Below are 16458 nucleotides of genomic sequence, written 5' to 3' on the forward strand. Positions count from 1 at the left end.
CGGCTTAGCACGGGCTGTACCTTAGTTGTTATACGACGACCTTAGGTACGGCCTTTATTCTGCTCGCAATGAAGAAACCGCCCTCGAGAGGGCGGTTTCTGTTCGCTTACGGCGAATTTTAATACGGCACCGCATAAGTTGGTTTGGACTTGCTTGACTCCTCTGCCTTCCCATTGGTAATCCTTACTGCCGATACCTTGAACTCGTAAGTTTCGCCTACAGGAAGATTCACCGTGTACCCGCGATAGGCATTTGCGCTTACTTTGGTAGGCACGGTTGCGCTAAAGCCCGTTTCCGTCGTATATCTGCGATACACAACGTAATGATCAATCTTGCTGGTCGTGGTAGGCATCCATGTAAGAGTGGCTTGCGATTGTCCCGGCATGGCCACCAAATTCGTCGGCGGATAAACAATCGACGGAACTTGCGCGTTTCCCGAAGCTCCGGCTTGCTTGGAAGCGCCGGCGACCATGGTGCATGCAATCAAAAGCGCGATCAATAGGATCTTGCCCATCCGACCGGATGCGCATCTCATAGCGAGCATCATTCTTTTCCTCCTTTCCGAACATTCGGATAAATCCTATTCATTGCGTATCTACAGGAGGAAAGAATCAAGGCGCATTCTTAGGGAACGCGTATACGGAAGCCGAGGGCAGCGATTGCAAGTTGTTCGAGTTAACGGCTTTGACTCTGAATTCATAGGAAGTGTTGTCGATATACAACCCTCCGATTGTCGTGCCGAGATAAGCGGTAGCGCTGTTGATGGTCACGGATGTCCAAGGATTCGTTCCGCCTGGGCTTTCCTCTCTGTACTGCACGATATATTTCGTAATATTCGTTTCAGGCGGCGCGTTCCATGTCAGCTTAACAGCGCCGTAAAGCGGCGTAGGACTCAAGCCCGTAGGCTGACTAGGAATTCCCGTGATAACGGGCACGGGCGCTCCCGAGGACGCGAAGGCGGAACTCGGAACCATGCTAAGGATGAGACTGGCGGCGAGAAGCGCGAACAATACGATTTTACCCAATAGATTGCCTTTCGTAACGCTTAAAGTAGACATGAACATTCCCCTTCCAGGGTTCTATGACCCGATAAAATAATGGCAATACGATCTTGCTTCTTGTTCTCCGTCGATTCCTTATCGAGCTTGCCTTACGGATCATGCCCGACTCGGGCAGAGGTTGGCGGCCCTCTCGATGCAATCACTTGTTTCGGAACATTACGGAATTGAATCGGCATTATTCCCCTCCCCTCTGGACTGCGAATCCGCCGAATGGCCGGTGCATGATCATTATCTCATGTTTTTGTATAATTTTGTATAATTCGATCAAATTATATTATAAGAAATCTTCAAATGTTAATTTGCCAAAGTTTTCTTTATTCTGCCCCAAGCGGGTTGCGAAATAGGAGCAATTCGGTTCTTTGACGTTCTTTGACTTTTGTTTGAGATTTCGCTATGATAAGAAAACCAAATCCTGAGGAGGGACGTCTAATGAGCTTCATTCCAATGGTCGTCGAACAAAGTAACCGCGGGGAAAGAGCCTACGACATCTATTCCCGTCTATTGAAAGACCGCATCGTATTCTTGGGTACGCCGGTGAACGATGTAGTCGCCAACTCCATTATCGCTCAGTTGCTGTTCCTTGCCGCTGAAGATCCGGAAAAGGATATCCACCTCTACATTAACAGTCCGGGCGGCTCCATCACTTCCGGGATGGCGATCTACGATACGATGCAATTCATTAAACCGGACGTGTCCACCATCTGCGTGGGCATGGCCGCCTCGATGGGCGCTTTCCTGCTCGCGGCGGGCGCCAAAGGCAAGCGTTTCGCGCTGCCTAACAGCGAGGTCATGATTCACCAGCCGCTCGGAGGAGCGGAGGGTCAAGCCAGCGATATCGAAATTCGCGCCAGACGCATTCTGAAGATGCGCGATAAACTGAACGCCATTCTCGCCGAACGTACCGGTCAACCGATCGAACGGATCGAGAAAGATACGGATCGCGACAACTTCATGGAAGCAGAAACCGCTCGCGAATACGGTCTGATCGACAAAGTCATCGAGAAAATCGGCAACTGATACCACAACTTCTGAATTGTGTCAACAACAATTCAAATCTTTGAATGCCCCCTCTCCCGTCCGGACAATCCATGGTATGCTTGGTTATGAGGGAATACCATATACCTCCAGTTCTAGTCAGCACCTAGGAACTTTGGAAGAGGGGGATCTTGCATGAACCAACGGTCCTATCCGTACGTTGTGAGCGACCAGTTCGAACCGAATATGCCTTACCAGCCATCCAACCGCAGACCTATCGATACGATTGCCGCTCGTCGGCTAAGCGATAAAGCTTCACTGCTACGTCCGCTAAGAGATGAACACCTGCTGGAAGTATACCGGGAAGCGAAGAAGTTGAATCTCTCGGCGGAATTTATCGAATTGCTTGAAGAAGCCATCTCGATGCGTCAGTTGGACACTTACCAAGAAGCTTAACTTTCGATTGAAATTCCTGTACCGCACCCCTTAACGGAGTGCGGTCTTTTGTTTGCTCTAGCTAACCGAAAAGCCAGGGCGGTTGCATCGGGAATGAACCCTGTGCAACCGCCCTGGCTTTCGTTATTCGGATGCAAAAAGCTCCCGCGCGGGAGCTTTAAGCTGTATGGGATTATTGGTTTTCGAGCTCTTCTTTGCTGACTAATTGCACTAAAGCGGTTACAGCTTGCTCTGCGTCGGAACCTTCGGCGCTAATTGCGACTTCTGTACCGGAACTAATCGCAAGACTCATAATACCCATGATGCTTTTGGCGTTAACTTTCTTATCATCCTTCTCCACGAACACATCAGAGGAGAATTTATTGGCTTCTTGCACGAATAGTGCCGCCGGTCTGGCGTGAAGCCCCGTTTTTAGCCGAACAACCACCGGCTGTCTCGTCATGGAACGGCTACCCCCTATCTTTAATCGTCCCTCTTCTTCGGAACCCCGAACATCGTTTCTTAGCTATTATAACATTGAATAAACCTAATTTGCTATACGCTTATGCGCCGCCGTTTCGGATTTTTTCAGCCCATTCATCCAATTTTCTCAACCTGTGGTTGACACCGGACTTGCTTACTTGACCCTTGAGCAGATCGCCGACTTCCTTCAGGTTCATGTCGGGATGCTGAAGCCTGATCTCCGCGACTTCGCGTAATTTTTCCGGCAAATTGTGCAATCCGACTTCTTTCTGCAGCAGCTTTATGTTGTCGATCTGCCGAACCGCGGCACCGATCGTCTTATTCAGATTAGCGGTCTCGCAATTGACGATCCGGTTGACCGAGTTGCGCATGTCCCTCATGATCCGGACGTCCTCGAATTTGAATAACGCTTGATGAGCCCCGATAATGCTCAGAAACTCGATGATTTTCTCGCCCTCTTTAATATAAAGCACGAAGCCCTTCTTCCGCTCGATGAATCTCGCGTTAAGCTGGAACCTGTTCGCGAGCTCGACAAGCGCTTGGCAATGCTCTTCGTAGAGGGAAGCGATCTCCAGATGGTATGAGGAGCCTTCCGGATTGTTGACCGAGCCCCCGGCCAAGAACGCGCCACGCAAGTACGCCCTTTTGCAGCACGGCTTCTTGATCAGGTTCTTATCGATGCTCGGATGGAAGTTGAAGCCTTCCGTCGTGATCGACAGATCTTTGAGAATTTCCTCCACGCCCCCGGGAATCCGGACGACATAGACGTTGTTCTTCTTCAGCCGCATCTTTTTGCGAACGAGCAATTCGGTAGGGACGGAGTAATGGCGCTTAAGCAGCGTATAGATTCTTCGCGAAATCGCCGCGTTCTCCGTCGCGATGTCCAGCACGACGCGTTTGGCGGTCAATGCTACCGTTCCGTTCATGCGGATGAGCGCGGACAGTTCGGCACGCTCGCAACAGCCGTCCGCGACGACCATCGTCAGCTCTTTTTTCGTTTGTGCCGCGAAAGACATGCCTTAGTCACCCTTTCGAATCATCCAATCTTCCACGAGCTGATAGATATGATCGCTCAATCTAGCGGCATCGTGGCGCAAATACGTACGGAACAGCACGAGCTTGTCGGCGATGACTTTATACCCCCGCCGCGTTACCTCTTCCAAGTCCAGATGGACGGCTTTTGAGCCTTTCTCGGCATACAAGCTTTGCACTTGAGGCGGAATTTCTCCATCGTTCACGATCACATAATCGAATAGATGATGCCCGATATGCTTATGAATAGCTACCAAATGATCGCTTACGGAATAGTTGTCCGTCTCCCCGGGCTGCGTCATCACGTTGCAGACGAACAGCTTCACCGCATCCGAGCCCACGATCGCCTCGGCCAGCTTCGGCACGATTAGATTAGGAATAATGCTCGTATATAAGCTTCCCGGTCCGATCAGAATCGCATCGGCCTGCCGCAGCGCTTCAACGGCCTCTCGGAGCGGCTCTACGTTAGGCGGTTCGATGAACACCCTGCGGATCGGTTGCCCCGACTTCGGGATCGTCGACTCGCCGACGACGATCGAGCCGTCCGCCATCTCCGCCTTCAGGACGATCGCTTGATTAGCCGCGGGCAGAACCCGGCCGCTAACCGCGAAAATCCGGCTAAGCTCCGTAATCCCCGTCACGAAATCGCCCGTAATATCAGTCATGGCAGCCAGAATCAAATTACCCAAGCTGTGTCCCGCAAGCCCGGTGCCGTTGCTGAATCGGTACTTCAACACCTCTTCCATCAACGGCTCCGTATCCGCGAGCGCCGTCAGCACGTTGCGAATATCCCCGGGCGGCGGCATCTGCATCTCTTCGCGCAGCCTGCCCGAACTTCCGCCGTCGTCGGCGACCGTCACGATTGCCGTAATGTCGAGCGGCTTTTGTTTCAATCCGCGCAACATCACCGACAACCCCGTGCCGCCTCCGATGACGACGATCCGCGGCATACGCGGAAGATCATGTTGCCCTATCACTGGTGCCACCTCAATTCTGCCTGTCGCGTTCCGAATCGCGATGGCTGACCCGGATATGCTCCGTCTCGCTAGACCCGAGTCTACGCCCTAAATATTCCGCGATCGCTACGGACCGATGTTTGCCTCCGGTGCACCCGATTCCGATGACGACCTGGCTTTTACCTTCTTTATGATAAAGCGGGATCAAATATTGCAGCATGTCGAGCAGCTTCGCCAGGAACGTCTGCGTCTCAGGCCACTTCATAACGTAATCGTACACCTCGGGCTCTTGCCCGGTCTTCGGACGCAACTGCTCCACGTAATGCGGATTCGGAAGGAACCGCACGTCGAAGATCAGATCGGCGTCGATGGGAACGCCGTATTTGAAACCGAACGAAGTCAAGTTGATCGAGATGTTGTTGCGATCGAGGTCGGTGAACCGCCCGATGATTTTCTCTTTCAACGCCGCAGGCTTCAAGCTACTCGTATCGATGACTTGCGTAGCCCAGCCCTTCAAATCCTCGAGCAGCTTTCTCTCCGACCGAATGCCGTCCAGAGGCATGCCTTCCGGCGCCAGCGGGTGTCTGCGGCGGCTCTCCTTGTAACGCTGAACCAGAACGCTGTCGGTAGCGTCGAGGAACAGAATCTCGTAATGAATCGTGTAGTGCTCGCGAATATAGTTAAGCGATTCCGAGAGCGCCGTGAAAAACTCGCGCCCGCGCAAGTCGATGACGAGCGCGACTTTCGCGATGCGCCCCTGCGACTGCTCGATTAACTCCGCGAACTTCGGAATGAGCACAGGCGGTAAATTATCCACGCAGAAAAATCCGAGATCCTCGAGACTTTGCACCGCGATCGTCTTGCCCGCTCCCGACATGCCCGTAATAATGACCAGCGTAGGTTGCGCGACCATGTTATCCATAAGCGTCCTCTCCCTTGGGTGGCTATGAACGACAGAACGCTTGACCCGCCGCAAGCGCAGCGGAGCCAAGCGTCAACTCTTCCTGCATCACGCGCGTTGGAACAATCCCGCTGCGCCTACGACGCCGGCATTATTGCCAAGCTCGGCCGCAACGATCTCCACGTCTTCGTTCGCGGCCGAAGGGGTCAGCTTCTGGAACACCTCGCGAATTTGCGCGAACAGGAATTCTCCGGCTTTGCTAACTCCTCCGCCAAGAATGAACCGTTGCGGATTAACGACAACCGCGACCGCAGCCAGCGATTTGCCTAAATAAAATGCCGCGCGGCTCACGATCCGCTGAGCGACTTCGTCGCCGTTCTTGGCCGCGTCGAACACTTCCTTCGCGGCCGTCACCCCGTCCTCGATCAACGCGAGCGACGTCTTATCTCCCCGGGAAACCGCATCGCGCGCCATCCTGATGATGCCCGTCGCCGAGGATACCGTCTCCAAGCAGCCCATCTTGCCGCAACCGCATTGGATCGCCTCCAGATCCGGCACGACCGACATATGCCCAAGCTCGCCGGCCATGCCGGAGAAGCCCTCGATGAGCCGGTCGTTCAGAATGATGCCGCCTCCGACACCCGTTCCGAGCGTATAGCACACGCAGTTCGCCACGCCTCTACCGGCGCCGCCCCATGCCTCGCCAAGCGCTGCAACGTTGGCGTCATTGTTGATCTTGACGGGTTTGCCCAGCTTCTCTTCCATGATTTGCTTCACGTGCACGTTCCGGAACGGAAGGTTCGCGCTGAAATCCACGATCCCTTCCCGAATGTTCAGGAAGCCCGCGATCCCGATCCCGATCCCGGCTACGGCTTCCCACTCCTCCGTACCCGGCGGCACCAGCTCGTTCACGTAAGCCGCAATGTTATTCAGCACGGTATCCGTACCGCCCGCAGCTTCCGTCGGGCCCTCATGCGTGCGAAGCAAATCTCCCGAAGCGTTGCACAGCCCTACCTTGATGGCGGTTCCGCCAAGATCTACGCCTACGTACAACAATTGTGACATGTTAGTCGACACCTCATAAAGAATAATGGTAACGCGTTAAGAATGTTCTATCCAGGTTATAACGTCTGGCTCCAATCATGCGTAGCCGAATGCTCCAAGAATCGCTCGCAATCGAGCGCCGCCATGCATCCGCTGCCCGCCGCCGTAATCGCTTGGCGGTATTTGTTGTCCTGAACGTCGCCGCAAGCGAATACTCCCGGCACGTTCGTCTCGGACGTTCCCGGCTTCACTTGGATATAACCGTGCTCGTCCGTATCGATCTGTCCGCCCAGGAACTTCGTGTTCGGCGTATGCCCGATCGCCACGAACAACCCTTGCGTGTCGATAACCTCTTCTTCGCCGGTCGCGTTGTTGCGTACTTTCAGACCGGTCACGCCGTTATCTCCCGCAAGCACTTCCAGCGGCGTTCGGTTCAAGTTCCAGACGATCTTGCCGTTCTCCCGCGCGCGATCCTGCATGATCTTCGATGCCCGCATCTCGTCGCGGCGATGCACGAGCGTTACCTCGGACGCGAACCGCGTCAAGAAGTTCGCTTCTTCCATCGCCGAATCCCCGCCGCCTGCGACGATGATCTTCTTGCCTCTGAAGAAGAATCCGTCGCAAGTCGCGCACGTGCTGACGCCGCGGCCTACGTTGTCGCGTTCTCCCGGAATGCCTAAGTACTTCGCGGAGGCGCCGGTGGAAATGATGATCGTCTCGGCCCGAAGCTGTTCTCCGCCCTCGAGCGACAACGTGAACGGACGCTTCGTCAAATCCGCTTCGTTAATCCAGCCCGTGCGGAATTCCGCGCCGAAGCGTTCGGCTTGCTTGCGCATGTTAGCCATCAATTCCGGTCCCATGATGCCCTCCGGAAACCCGGGAAAGTTCTCGACCTCCGTCGTCGTCGTCAATTGACCGCCCGGCTCAGGCCCTTCGATGACGAGCGGCGACAAATTCGCCCGCGCCAGATAGATCGCTGCCGTCAATCCGGCAGGGCCGGTACCGATTACGATACATTTATGCATCTATGCTGCCTCCTAGTCCATGCTGTGTAAAGATTCAATGGAACGACGGTGTCGTTAAGTCCAGTTTCTCCCGAATGCCGCACGCTTCATCAATTCGGTTCGCATAGCGGCTAATGCTCGCTTGGGATACGCCGTACCGGCTCACGAGATCCGCGTAGGTTACCGTTCTGCGGTGCATCTTCGCCGTCCAATATTCAAGCGCGGCCGCCCATCCCGTCGTCTTGTGAAGCTTGGGTACATCCGGATAGACGCGCGACAGGAAGTCGACCCACAACGTCATCATATCGTGCTGCTGCACGACGTCGTAGCGTCCGGACATCCCCGCGAGCGCTTGCTCCAGAACCGCTTGCCAAGCGCTGTCCCATACCGGCAGCCTTGCGGATTTACGCCTTGCTTCAAGCGTCAGCGTCCGTCCGCCGAACGTAACCGCCAGCGTCTCCTGCACGCCGATCGACCGCAGGACGAGCACGGCCACGCGCTTCAATTCGTCTTCCTCGCCTGCGTCGATCAGGAACGCCTTCAGCGCTTCGATCACCTCATCGTCCGCGATGAGGCCGAGTGCCTGTATCACTTGCACTTTCGTCTTGCGATCGCCGTGGCGAAGCGCCCAGAAGAACGAAGAACGAATAAGCGGCTCGCGCTTAAGAGCTTCCGTAACGAGCCCCGGATTGTTCTCCCATTGCCGGAACTGCTCCTCGAACGGAAGGTGGTAGTGATAATGCGACGGGGCGCTCTCTTCCCCGGCGCGCACCTTCTCCAGCTTATTCAAGTAATAGAGCGGAACGGGCGATCCCTCGTCCAGCTTCTCGGCTTGTTTCCAGTGCCTCTCCGCGTCGTCGTACCTCGCCAAATTCGTCGCCGCCACCGCGGCGAAATGATGCAAGCTCGGCTCGCCCGACAGTTCTCCCGTGCGCAGCAGGCGAAGAAAATGCCGGTAAGCTTCCTTATGCTCCCCAACGATGCCGAGCGTCGTGGCCATCTTGAACACGTGCTCGGGATGGAACGGAACCGTCTTGTTCAACCGATCGACGAGCGTGCGAAGCGGCCCTTCCTGATTCGAATGCTGGTAGAATATCGCCAGATTGCACAACGCGTGCAAATTCCCCGGCTCGGAATCCAGCACCTCGTTAATCGTGACGATGGACTTCTCGAACAGCCCCATATAATAGTATGCCAGTCCGAGGTTGTTGCGCGCCGCCAGAAAGCCAGGTTCTTTCTCGATAATGTCTTCCAATATTTTCACCGCGTCGGCGAAGCGTCCGGCTTCAAGAAGCTCGCGGGCTTTGTCGTGAGCGAATACGTTTTCTTTGGATTTGATCGTGGATAACTTCGTCGGACGGTTCAGCTCGAACTTCAGCAGATCCAGCAGCTCATCCGCTTCATCCAGGAATTGGCCGTCCAGATCGTTCTCCAGATACCGAACGAGCGCCTCTTCGGCCGCTTCGTACAGCTCCATGTTGGCGTAATTGTTCGCCAAGTAGTAATAACATTCCGTCATCGCCGGATCGATGCGTTCGAGCACGGAGCGAAGAATGTCGTTCGACTCCTCGTAACGGCCCATCTCCGACAGAATACCCGCCATATTGCAATGGTTGACCGGATTTTCCGGCTCGAATTCGACCGCTTTGCGAAAATATTTCAATGCCTTGTCGTAATGATAACGATCCAGCGACTGCACGGCTCGTTCGAAGAAGAATGTCGCGTCCAGTCGGATCGGAATCACTTTGGGACGCCGGTTTTTAGCCGCGCGCTTCCGCTGACTCATCGGCAAGGCACCTCCCGTCGTTCGTTTGCTTGCAAGTTAACCACCAAGATTATAACACAGCGCGCCCGATCCATAAAATAAAAACCGCCGACCCCAAAGGTTGTCGGCGGCGTATTCGATTGATTAAATGCCGGCGTTCTTGAAAAGCGTGCTGATCGAACCGCCTTCCATGATGATGCGGGTCGCGTCGGCCAGCATCGGAGCGACGGAGATGACTTTGAATCGCGGAGAACGGTCTTCCGGCAGCAGGATCGAGTCGGTAACGACGACTTCCCGGATGTTCGGATGATCGAGGCGCTCGAGCGCGGGACCCGAGAACAAAGGATGCGTCGCGCAGACGAAGCCGTCCTCGGCGCCGCGTTCCTTCAAGCCTTCGACAACGTTGACGATCGTCGTTCCGGTATCGATCATGTCCTCGATGATGATCGGCGTGCAGCCTTCGACGTCGCCGATGACGTGAGTGATAACCGACTCGTTATGGGCAGGACGCTTCTTGATCATGATGGCGAAAGAGCAATCGAGTTGGTTCGCGAGCTTCTCCGCCGTCGAAGCGCGGCCCGCGTCGGGCGATACGACGACAGGGTTGCGGATATTCTTGGATTTCAAATAATCGCTGATGAGATCGAGAGCGGTCAAGTGATCGACCGGAATGTTGAAGAAGCCTTGGATCGCCGGCGCGTGAAGATCGATCGTAACGATCCGGTTGGCGCCGACCGTCGTCAGGACGTCCGCGACCATCTTCGCCGAGATCGGCTCGCGCGGGGCGGCCTTCCGTTCTTGGCGGGCATAGCCGTAATACGGCAGCACTACGTTAATTGTCCGGGCCGAAGCACGTTTAGCAGCGTCGATCATGACAAGCAATTCAACGAAATAATCATTGATCGGATGAGATAACGATTGAACGATGAAGACGTCGCAGTTCCGAATCGTTTCTTCGAAGTGAACGTACACCTCGCCGCTCTTGAATCGGGAGAGCTTGATCTTGCCTAGCGGCAAACCGAGATGCTCGGCAATGTTGGCTGCCAACTGCGGATTCGATGATCCGGAAAAAATACGAAGTTTGCTGCTGCTGTACATGACACCCTCCAAATTGTAATCGACACGCTTCGTGCCGAAATCCGTCAATTCGACTAATCTATTATACAACCATTAGGAGCGGAATTCAAAACGATATAAGAGACCGTTTACGCCCTTCGAACGCGGCCAAGTGCGTATATCCGATTCTGTGCAGCAACTCTCTCGCTTCAGCCCCTTTTTGCCCTACTTTATCGGGGTGATGCGCGTCGGAGCCGTACGTGACGGGAATGTCCAGCGCCTTCGCGCGCGCCAGGATCCGCTCCGAAGGGTATTGCTCTTTGCACGGCGCGTGAATGCCCGCCACGTTCAGCTCGAAAGCGAGCCCGTGCTTCTTCACCGCTTGCAAAGCCGCTTCCTCTAGCTCCGTCACGTCCTCCTCCGGCGGTCTAGCGAACCTCTTAATGGCGTCGATATGGCCGATATAGTCGTAGAAACCGGTCGCTGCCGCTTTCTGGATCGCGTCGAAGTACTGGGCGTACGCATCGACGACGCGGCGCCCTTCCCACCGATGGGCTTGGCGGAAGTCCGTCACGTCCCACGTCCCGAGAAAATGCACCGATCCGATCACGTAGTCCCACGGGTATCCCTTGACGATCGCCTCGATTTTATCCTCGAAACCTTCGACGTAATCGCCCTCGAGACCAACCCGCACCGAGATCCGATCTTTATACTTCTCTTTCAAGCGGAAGCACTCTTCCACGTAACGAGGCAGCTCGTCCATCGGCATCGCGATGTCGGGATGCTCCTCTTGCGACAGGTTGACCAGAGGCATATGGTCGGACAAGCCGATTTGCTTCATCCCTTGCGCGACCGCGCTTTGCACGTACTCTTCCAGCTCGCCGATCGCGTGACCGCATCGCACGTTGTGCGTATGATAGTCGATCGGCATCCCTTGCGCCCGATCCCCGCTCACGTTCTCGTTCGTCGTCATGGCCGTCACCTAGTCTTTCTTGACCGGCTTGCGGTGCCGGAACTCCAGCTCCTCCAGCACGTCGTCGAACGGAATGCCTTGCTCGCGCAGCAGCACCATCAGGTGGAAAATAAGGTCCGCCGCCTCGCCGCGCAGCTCCTTCGCGTCGCGCTTCATCGCCGCGATGATCACTTCCGCTGATTCCTCTCCGACTTTCTTCAGAATCTTCTCGACGCCCTTGTTGAACAAGTACGTCGTATACGCGCCTTCCGGACGCTCCGCGTCGCGCTGGGCGATCGTCGCCTCCAGGCGGCTGAGCGGACCGAAGCGGTCTGCTTCCGCTTGCGCTTCCTGGGCTTCGCCTTCGGCAGGTTCCGCCGAACGGTAGAAGCAGCTGTACGCGCCGGTGTGGCAAGCCGGGCCTTGCTGCCAAACTTTCACGAGGAGCGTGTCGCCGTCGCAATCGTAAGACAAAGACTCGATTCGCTGCGTATGTCCGCTCGTCGCGCCTTTGTTCCATAGCTCGTTGCGCGAACGGCTCCAGAACCACGTCTGCCCGCTTTCCAGCGATAGACGAAGCGATTCTTTATTCATGTAGGCCAGCATCAACACTTCTTTGCTGAGCGCGTCCTGCACGACCGCCGGCACGAGACCGTCCGCGTTCCAGGCGATCTGCTCCAGCAAGCCGTTCTCTTTAAACTTCGCCGTCATCGTACGTTCACTCCCTTGGCGCGCAAAGCATCCTTAACCTCTTGCACCGTAATTTCTTTAAAGTGGAAAATGCTCGCCGCCAGTCCCGCATCGGCGTCAGCTTCAGCGAATACGTCGACGAAATGCTCCGCGTTCCCCGCTCCGCCCGAAGCGATAACGGGAATGCCTACGCTATTCGATACCGCGCGCGTCAGCGCGATGTCGAAGCCGTTCTTGGTGCCGTCCGCGTCCATGCTCGTCAGCAGCAGCTCGCCTGCCCCGCGACGCTCCGCTTCCTGCGCCCAGGCGATCGCGCGCAGCCCCGTCGGGTTACGGCCGCCGTGCGTGTACACTTCCCAATCGTTCCAATCGGCGTTCCACTTGGCGTCGATCGCCACGACGATGCATTGAGCGCCGAACACGCGCGAGCCTTCGTTGATCAAATCCGGCGTGCGCACCGCCGACGTATTGATGCCGATTTTGTCCGCGCCGGCGCGCAACAGCCGCTTCATGTCTTCGACCGTGGAGATGCCCCCGGCGACGGTGAACGGGATCGTGATCTCGCCGGCCGTCCGCTTGACGACTTCGACAATCGCCGCGCGACCTTCGACGGAAGCGGTAATATCTAGAAATACAAGCTCGTCGGCGCCCTCGCGGTCGTAGATGGCCGCAAGCTCGACAGGATCGCCCGCATCGCGCAGATTGACGAAGTTAACGCCCTTAACGACGCGTCCGTCTTTCACGTCCAGACATGGAATAATTCGTTTGGCTAACATTGTCCGTTCCTCCTTCTACCGCGTCCGCTTCGGATCGCAATAGTCAACGACTTCCCTATAAGGAAGCGCCCCTCCGAATATATCGAGCGCGCTGCCGATCGTAATGTCCAGCTTGCCGCCGGTGATGTCGCGGAAGCGCTCCAGGTCCGCGATCGAGCGCGCGCCTCCCGCGTACGTAGCCGGTATGCGGGTCCATTCCGCCAGCTTCGCCGCCAGCTTCTCCTGAACGCCTTCCCGCTTCCCTTCCACGTCTACGGCGTGAATGAGGAACTCGTCGCAGTAGCTTTCCAGCTCGCGAACCGTCGCCTCGTTCACCTCCAAATCGCTGAACGTCGTCCATTGGTTCGTGACCACGTACCACTTGCCGTCCCGTTCTTTGCAGCTCAGGTCGAGCACGAGCCGCTCCTTGCCGACTTCGGATACGATTTTACGCAAGTTATCCATATGAAGCCGGCCGTCACGGAATACATACGAGGTCACGATGACGTGCGATGCGCCCTCGCGCAAGTATTCGGACGCATTATCGGCCGTAATGCCTCCGCCGATCTGCAACCCTCCCGGATACGCGCGAAGCGCGGACAACGCCGCATCGCGATTGCCCCCGCCCAGCATAATGATATGTCCGCCGGTTAACCCGTCTTCCTTGTATAACGAAGCGAAGTAATCCGCTCCGCGTTCGGAGACGAAGTTCTCCACGACTTTGGAAGGATCGGCCTGCAGCGTCTCCCCGACGATCTGCTTCACTTTGCCTTGATGAATATCGATGCACGGTCTGAACCGCAACTTCGCTCAACCCTTTCTCGCCAGCCGGGTCATCCCGACGAACCTTTCGAGCAGTCGCATACCTAGCGCCCCGCTCTTCTCCGGATGGAATTGCATGCCGAACAGCGATCCGCGTCCGACGATGGCCGTCACCGGCTGATGATAGTCCGTCACCGCGAGCAAATCCGACGGATTTTCCGGCAGAGCGTGGTACGAATGCACGAAATAAACGTGGCTCGGCTCCACGCCCTCGAACAGAGGGCCGGCTTGCTTGAACGCCAGCTCGTTCCAGCCCATGTGCGGGATCTTGTACGAGCCTTGAAACCGCACGACGCGGCCCGGCAATAGATTCAATCCTCGATGCGTCCCGTGCTCTTCGCTCTCGGTGAAGAGCAGCTGCATGCCGAGACAAATGCCGAGCAAAGGTTTGCCCGTCGCCGCGTATTGCTTGACCACGGCGTCGAGGCCGGTCTCCCGCAAGTTCGCCATCGCGTCTCCGAACGCGCCGACTCCCGGGAGAATGGCTCCTTCGGCAGCCAAGATCGTTGCCGGATCGGACGTGACGACCGCTTCGCAGCCGAGCCGTTCCACGGCTTTGCTGACGCTGTGCAGGTTGCCCATTCCGTAGTCGATAATGGCGATCACTTACAGCACTCCTTTCGTGGAGGGCACGCCCTTCACGCGGGGATCGATGGAGGTCGCTTCGTCCAGCGCGCGGCCGAAAGCTTTGAACACCGCCTCGATCATATGGTGCGTATTGCGTCCATAGTGGACGATGACATGCAGCGTAACGCGCGCTTCGAGCGCGAACTTCCACAGGAACTCTTCCACGAGCTCGACCGTGAAGCTGCCGACGGTCGCAGCCGGGAATTCCGCCCGCAGCTCGAAGTGAGGACGGTTGCTGACATCGATAACGACTTGCGCCAGCGCTTCGTCCATCGGTACGAACACGCTCGCATAGCGCTTGATGCCCGCTTTGTCGCCGAGCGCTTCGCGCAGCGCTTGGCCGAGGCAGATGCCGATATCCTCGACGGTGTGATGATCGTCGATGTCCACGTCGCCGCGCGCATCGACTTTAAGGTCGAATTGGCCGTGCTTCGCGAACAAATCCAGCATGTGGTTCAAGAACGGAACGTCCGTCTCGAGCGATACGTCTCCCGAGCCGTCCACGCCTAGCGACAGCGTGATATCCGTCTCGTTCGTGCGGCGGGACACCGCCCCGCTGCGGCCTTGCTTCGTTTCCCATTCACTCATTTAAGATTCCCGTCCTTCCAATCGGATTTCGACGGCGCGCGCATGCCCTTCAAGCCCTTCATGGCGGGCAAGCGCGGCGATGCCGGCTGCGTCTCTTAACAATGCTTCCTTGCTGTATCGAATCAAGCTGGATTTCTTCATGAAGTCGTCCACGTTCAGCGGCGACGAGAACCGCGCCGTGCCGTTCGTCGGCAGAATGTGGTTCGGTCCAGCGAAGTAATCGCCGACCGGTTCGGAGCTGTAAGGGCCGAGGAAGATCGCCCCCGCCGTCTCGATGCGTCCGAGCAGCTCCATCGGCTCCTCCGTCATCACTTCCAAGTGCTCCGGCGCCAGTTGGTTCACGACCTCCACGCCTTCGCTTAGACTATCCACAACGAGAATCGCGCCGTACTGCTCCAGCGACTTGCGCGCGATGTCGGCGCGCGGCAGCGTCGCTACTTGGCGGTCCAATTCAGCGGCGACCGCCTCTGCCAACGCTTGCGACGGCGTGACAAGCACCGCCGACGCCATCTCGTCGTGCTCCGCTTGCGACAGCATATCCGCGGCAATGTAACGCGGATCGGCGCTATCGTCCGCCAGCACGGCAATCTCGCTCGGGCCCGCGATGCTGTCGATGTCGACCGCGCCGAACACGGCGCGTTTCGCCAGCGCCACGTAGATATTGCCGGGTCCGCAGATTTTATCGACGGCGGGGATGCTCGCCGTCCCGTAGGCCAGCGCGGCTACCGCTTGGGCGCCGCCGACCCGGTACATCTCCGTCACGCCCGCTTCCGCGGCCGCCACGAGAATGTACGGGTCGATCCCTTCGCGCCCGCCCGTCGCCGGCGGCGTTACAAGCGCGATCTCCGGCACCCCGGCGACCTTCGCCGGCAACACGTTCATGAGCACCGACGACGGATAGGCCGCTTTGCCGCCGGGCACGTACAGCCCGACCCTGCGCAGCGGTCTATGGACCATGCCCAGCATCGTACCGTCCGGCTGCAAGTCGACCCATGTATTGCGCTTCTGCTTCTCGTGGAACGCCGTAATGTTCGCTGCCGCCTGGCGGAGCGCCTCCAGAAACTCCGGCTCCACCTTGGCGTAGGCGCCTTGGATTTCCTCTTCGGTCACCCGAAGCTGTCCCGCCGTCAGCGACGCTTTATCGAATGCCGCCGTATAACGGAGCAACGCTTCGTCGCCTTCGCGGGCAACCGCCTCCACGATCCGCTTAACGGCCTCGTTCTGCTCCGGCGTGCCGTACTCCACCTTGCGGTCGAGCTTGAAACCTTCCGCTTTTCCTATATACATCCGTGTGCGACCTCCGATCCGTTCA

19 protein-coding genes are annotated in these 16458 nt (G+C 56.9%); 2 read left to right on the top strand and 17 right to left on the bottom strand.

Features of this window, described 5'->3' with window-relative positions; all coding sequences use genetic code 11:
- Window positions 1-118 precede the first annotated feature (118 nt).
- Together COHPA_RS0111565 and COHPA_RS0111570 are read right to left on the bottom strand one after the other, a co-directional pair.
- Window positions 119-547: a fibronectin type III domain-containing protein gene (locus COHPA_RS0111565; protein WP_027086330.1), complete on the bottom strand. Its 429-nt coding sequence runs from the start codon at window positions 545-547 to the stop codon at window positions 119-121.
- Between the two features lie 64 nt (window positions 548-611).
- Window positions 612-1058: a fibronectin type III domain-containing protein gene (locus tag COHPA_RS0111570; RefSeq protein ID WP_027086331.1), complete on the bottom strand. Its 447-nt coding sequence runs from the start codon at window positions 1056-1058 to the stop codon at window positions 612-614.
- 432 nt (window positions 1059-1490) lie between these two features.
- Between COHPA_RS0111570 and clpP the strand changes: the two genes are divergently transcribed.
- Window positions 1491-2078, top strand: coding sequence for an ATP-dependent Clp endopeptidase proteolytic subunit ClpP (gene clpP, locus COHPA_RS0111575; protein WP_027086332.1), 588 nt, complete (start codon window positions 1491-1493; stop codon window positions 2076-2078).
- Between the two features lie 153 nt (window positions 2079-2231).
- On the top strand, window positions 2232-2492 hold the full coding sequence (gene sda, locus COHPA_RS0111580) for a sporulation histidine kinase inhibitor Sda (protein WP_027086333.1): 261 nt from the start codon (window positions 2232-2234) through the stop codon (window positions 2490-2492).
- Window positions 2493-2664: 172 nt separating this feature from the next.
- On the opposite strand, the gene COHPA_RS0111585 is transcribed toward sda, so the two are convergent.
- From COHPA_RS0111585 to hisD, 15 genes are all read right to left on the bottom strand, one after another.
- On the bottom strand, window positions 2665-2934 hold the full coding sequence (locus COHPA_RS0111585) for an HPr family phosphocarrier protein (protein WP_027086334.1): 270 nt from the start codon (window positions 2932-2934) through the stop codon (window positions 2665-2667).
- A gap of 100 nt (window positions 2935-3034) precedes the next feature.
- Window positions 3035-3970 (bottom strand): DNA-binding protein WhiA, encoded by a 936-nt coding sequence (gene whiA / locus COHPA_RS0111590; protein ID WP_027086335.1) that lies wholly within the window; start codon window positions 3968-3970, stop codon window positions 3035-3037.
- Between the two features lie 3 nt (window positions 3971-3973).
- Window positions 3974-4936 carry a gluconeogenesis factor YvcK family protein gene (locus tag COHPA_RS0111595; protein WP_027086336.1) on the bottom strand — a complete coding sequence of 321 codons (963 nt, stop codon included), beginning with the start codon at window positions 4934-4936 and terminating at the stop codon, window positions 3974-3976.
- Between the two features lie 37 nt (window positions 4937-4973).
- Complete coding sequence (gene rapZ / locus COHPA_RS0111600) at window positions 4974-5864, bottom strand: RNase adapter RapZ (RefSeq protein WP_027086337.1); 891 nt, start codon at window positions 5862-5864, stop codon at window positions 4974-4976.
- 87 nt (window positions 5865-5951) lie between these two features.
- Entirely contained in the window at window positions 5952-6908 is a 957-nt protein-coding gene (locus tag COHPA_RS0111605) for an ROK family glucokinase (RefSeq protein ID WP_027086338.1), read from the bottom strand.
- Between the two features lie 56 nt (window positions 6909-6964).
- The gene (gene trxB, locus COHPA_RS0111610; protein WP_027086339.1) at window positions 6965-7912 is read right to left on the bottom strand and encodes a thioredoxin-disulfide reductase; all 948 of its coding nucleotides are present in this window, start codon (window positions 7910-7912) and stop codon (window positions 6965-6967) included.
- A gap of 34 nt (window positions 7913-7946) precedes the next feature.
- Window positions 7947-9677, bottom strand: coding sequence for a tetratricopeptide repeat protein (locus COHPA_RS0111615; RefSeq protein WP_027086340.1), 1731 nt, complete (start codon window positions 9675-9677; stop codon window positions 7947-7949).
- A 123-nt stretch (window positions 9678-9800) separates the two neighbouring features.
- Entirely contained in the window at window positions 9801-10754 is a 954-nt protein-coding gene (locus COHPA_RS0111620; RefSeq protein ID WP_027086341.1) for a ribose-phosphate diphosphokinase, read from the bottom strand.
- An 85-nt stretch (window positions 10755-10839) separates the two neighbouring features.
- Window positions 10840-11643, bottom strand: a complete 804-nt coding sequence (hisJ, locus tag COHPA_RS0111625; RefSeq protein ID WP_035120679.1) for a histidinol-phosphatase HisJ — start codon at window positions 11641-11643, stop codon at window positions 10840-10842.
- Window positions 11644-11694: 51 nt separating this feature from the next.
- Window positions 11695-12375 carry a bifunctional phosphoribosyl-AMP cyclohydrolase/phosphoribosyl-ATP diphosphatase HisIE gene (hisIE, locus tag COHPA_RS0111630; protein WP_027086343.1) on the bottom strand — a complete coding sequence of 227 codons (681 nt, stop codon included), beginning with the start codon at window positions 12373-12375 and terminating at the stop codon, window positions 11695-11697.
- A complete protein-coding gene (hisF, locus tag COHPA_RS0111635) occupies window positions 12372-13130 on the bottom strand; it encodes an imidazole glycerol phosphate synthase subunit HisF (protein ID WP_027086344.1) in 759 nt (252 codons plus the stop codon). Before hisF ends, hisIE begins: the two co-directional genes overlap by 4 nt.
- Window positions 13131-13145: 15 nt before the next feature.
- Window positions 13146-13913 (bottom strand): phosphoribosylformimino-5-aminoimidazole carboxamide ribotide isomerase, encoded by a 768-nt coding sequence (hisA, locus tag COHPA_RS0111640; protein ID WP_027086345.1) that lies wholly within the window; start codon window positions 13911-13913, stop codon window positions 13146-13148.
- A gap of 6 nt (window positions 13914-13919) precedes the next feature.
- The gene (gene hisH / locus COHPA_RS0111645) at window positions 13920-14537 is read right to left on the bottom strand and encodes an imidazole glycerol phosphate synthase subunit HisH (protein WP_027086346.1); all 618 of its coding nucleotides are present in this window, start codon (window positions 14535-14537) and stop codon (window positions 13920-13922) included.
- Window positions 14538-15146: an imidazoleglycerol-phosphate dehydratase HisB gene (gene hisB, locus COHPA_RS0111650; protein ID WP_027086347.1), complete on the bottom strand. Its 609-nt coding sequence runs from the start codon at window positions 15144-15146 to the stop codon at window positions 14538-14540.
- Window positions 15147-16433, bottom strand: a complete 1287-nt coding sequence (gene hisD / locus COHPA_RS0111655) for a histidinol dehydrogenase (RefSeq protein ID WP_027086348.1) — start codon at window positions 16431-16433, stop codon at window positions 15147-15149.
- Window positions 16434-16458 lie beyond the last annotated feature (25 nt).

The sequence above is a fragment of the Cohnella panacarvi Gsoil 349 genome, from assembly GCF_000515335.1.
GTDB classification, from domain to species: domain Bacteria; phylum Bacillota; class Bacilli; order Paenibacillales; family Paenibacillaceae; genus Cohnella; species Cohnella panacarvi.

What these genes read in the sequence shown, in the direction of transcription:
- COHPA_RS0111565 (WP_027086330.1), bottom strand. Translation starts at nt 547, where the DNA reads ATGATGCTCGCTATGAGATGCGCATCCGGTCGGATGGGCAAGATCCTA.
- COHPA_RS0111570 (WP_027086331.1), bottom strand. Translation starts at nt 1,058, where the DNA reads ATGTCTACTTTAAGCGTTACGAAAGGCAATCTATTGGGTAAAATCGTA.
- clpP (WP_027086332.1), top strand. Translation starts at nt 1,491, where the DNA reads ATGAGCTTCATTCCAATGGTCGTCGAACAAAGTAACCGCGGGGAAAGA.
- sda (WP_027086333.1), top strand. Translation starts at nt 2,232, where the DNA reads ATGAACCAACGGTCCTATCCGTACGTTGTGAGCGACCAGTTCGAACCG.
- COHPA_RS0111585 (WP_027086334.1), bottom strand. Translation starts at nt 2,934, where the DNA reads ATGACGAGACAGCCGGTGGTTGTTCGGCTAAAAACGGGGCTTCACGCC.
- whiA (WP_027086335.1), bottom strand. Translation starts at nt 3,970, where the DNA reads ATGTCTTTCGCGGCACAAACGAAAAAAGAGCTGACGATGGTCGTCGCG.
- COHPA_RS0111595 (WP_027086336.1), bottom strand. Translation starts at nt 4,936, where the DNA reads ATGCCGCGGATCGTCGTCATCGGAGGCGGCACGGGGTTGTCGGTGATG.
- rapZ (WP_027086337.1), bottom strand. Translation starts at nt 5,864, where the DNA reads ATGGATAACATGGTCGCGCAACCTACGCTGGTCATTATTACGGGCATG.
- COHPA_RS0111605 (WP_027086338.1), bottom strand. Translation starts at nt 6,908, where the DNA reads ATGTCACAATTGTTGTACGTAGGCGTAGATCTTGGCGGAACCGCCATC.
- trxB (WP_027086339.1), bottom strand. Translation starts at nt 7,912, where the DNA reads ATGCATAAATGTATCGTAATCGGTACCGGCCCTGCCGGATTGACGGCA.
- COHPA_RS0111615 (WP_027086340.1), bottom strand. Translation starts at nt 9,677, where the DNA reads ATGAGTCAGCGGAAGCGCGCGGCTAAAAACCGGCGTCCCAAAGTGATT.
- COHPA_RS0111620 (WP_027086341.1), bottom strand. Translation starts at nt 10,754, where the DNA reads ATGTACAGCAGCAGCAAACTTCGTATTTTTTCCGGATCATCGAATCCG.
- hisJ (WP_035120679.1), bottom strand. Translation starts at nt 11,643, where the DNA reads ATGCCGATCGACTATCATACGCACAACGTGCGATGCGGTCACGCGATC.
- hisIE (WP_027086343.1), bottom strand. Translation starts at nt 12,375, where the DNA reads ATGACGGCGAAGTTTAAAGAGAACGGCTTGCTGGAGCAGATCGCCTGG.
- hisF (WP_027086344.1), bottom strand. Translation starts at nt 13,130, where the DNA reads ATGTTAGCCAAACGAATTATTCCATGTCTGGACGTGAAAGACGGACGC.
- hisB (WP_027086347.1), bottom strand. Translation starts at nt 15,146, where the DNA reads ATGAGTGAATGGGAAACGAAGCAAGGCCGCAGCGGGGCGGTGTCCCGC.
- hisD (WP_027086348.1), bottom strand. Translation starts at nt 16,433, where the DNA reads ATGTATATAGGAAAAGCGGAAGGTTTCAAGCTCGACCGCAAGGTGGAG.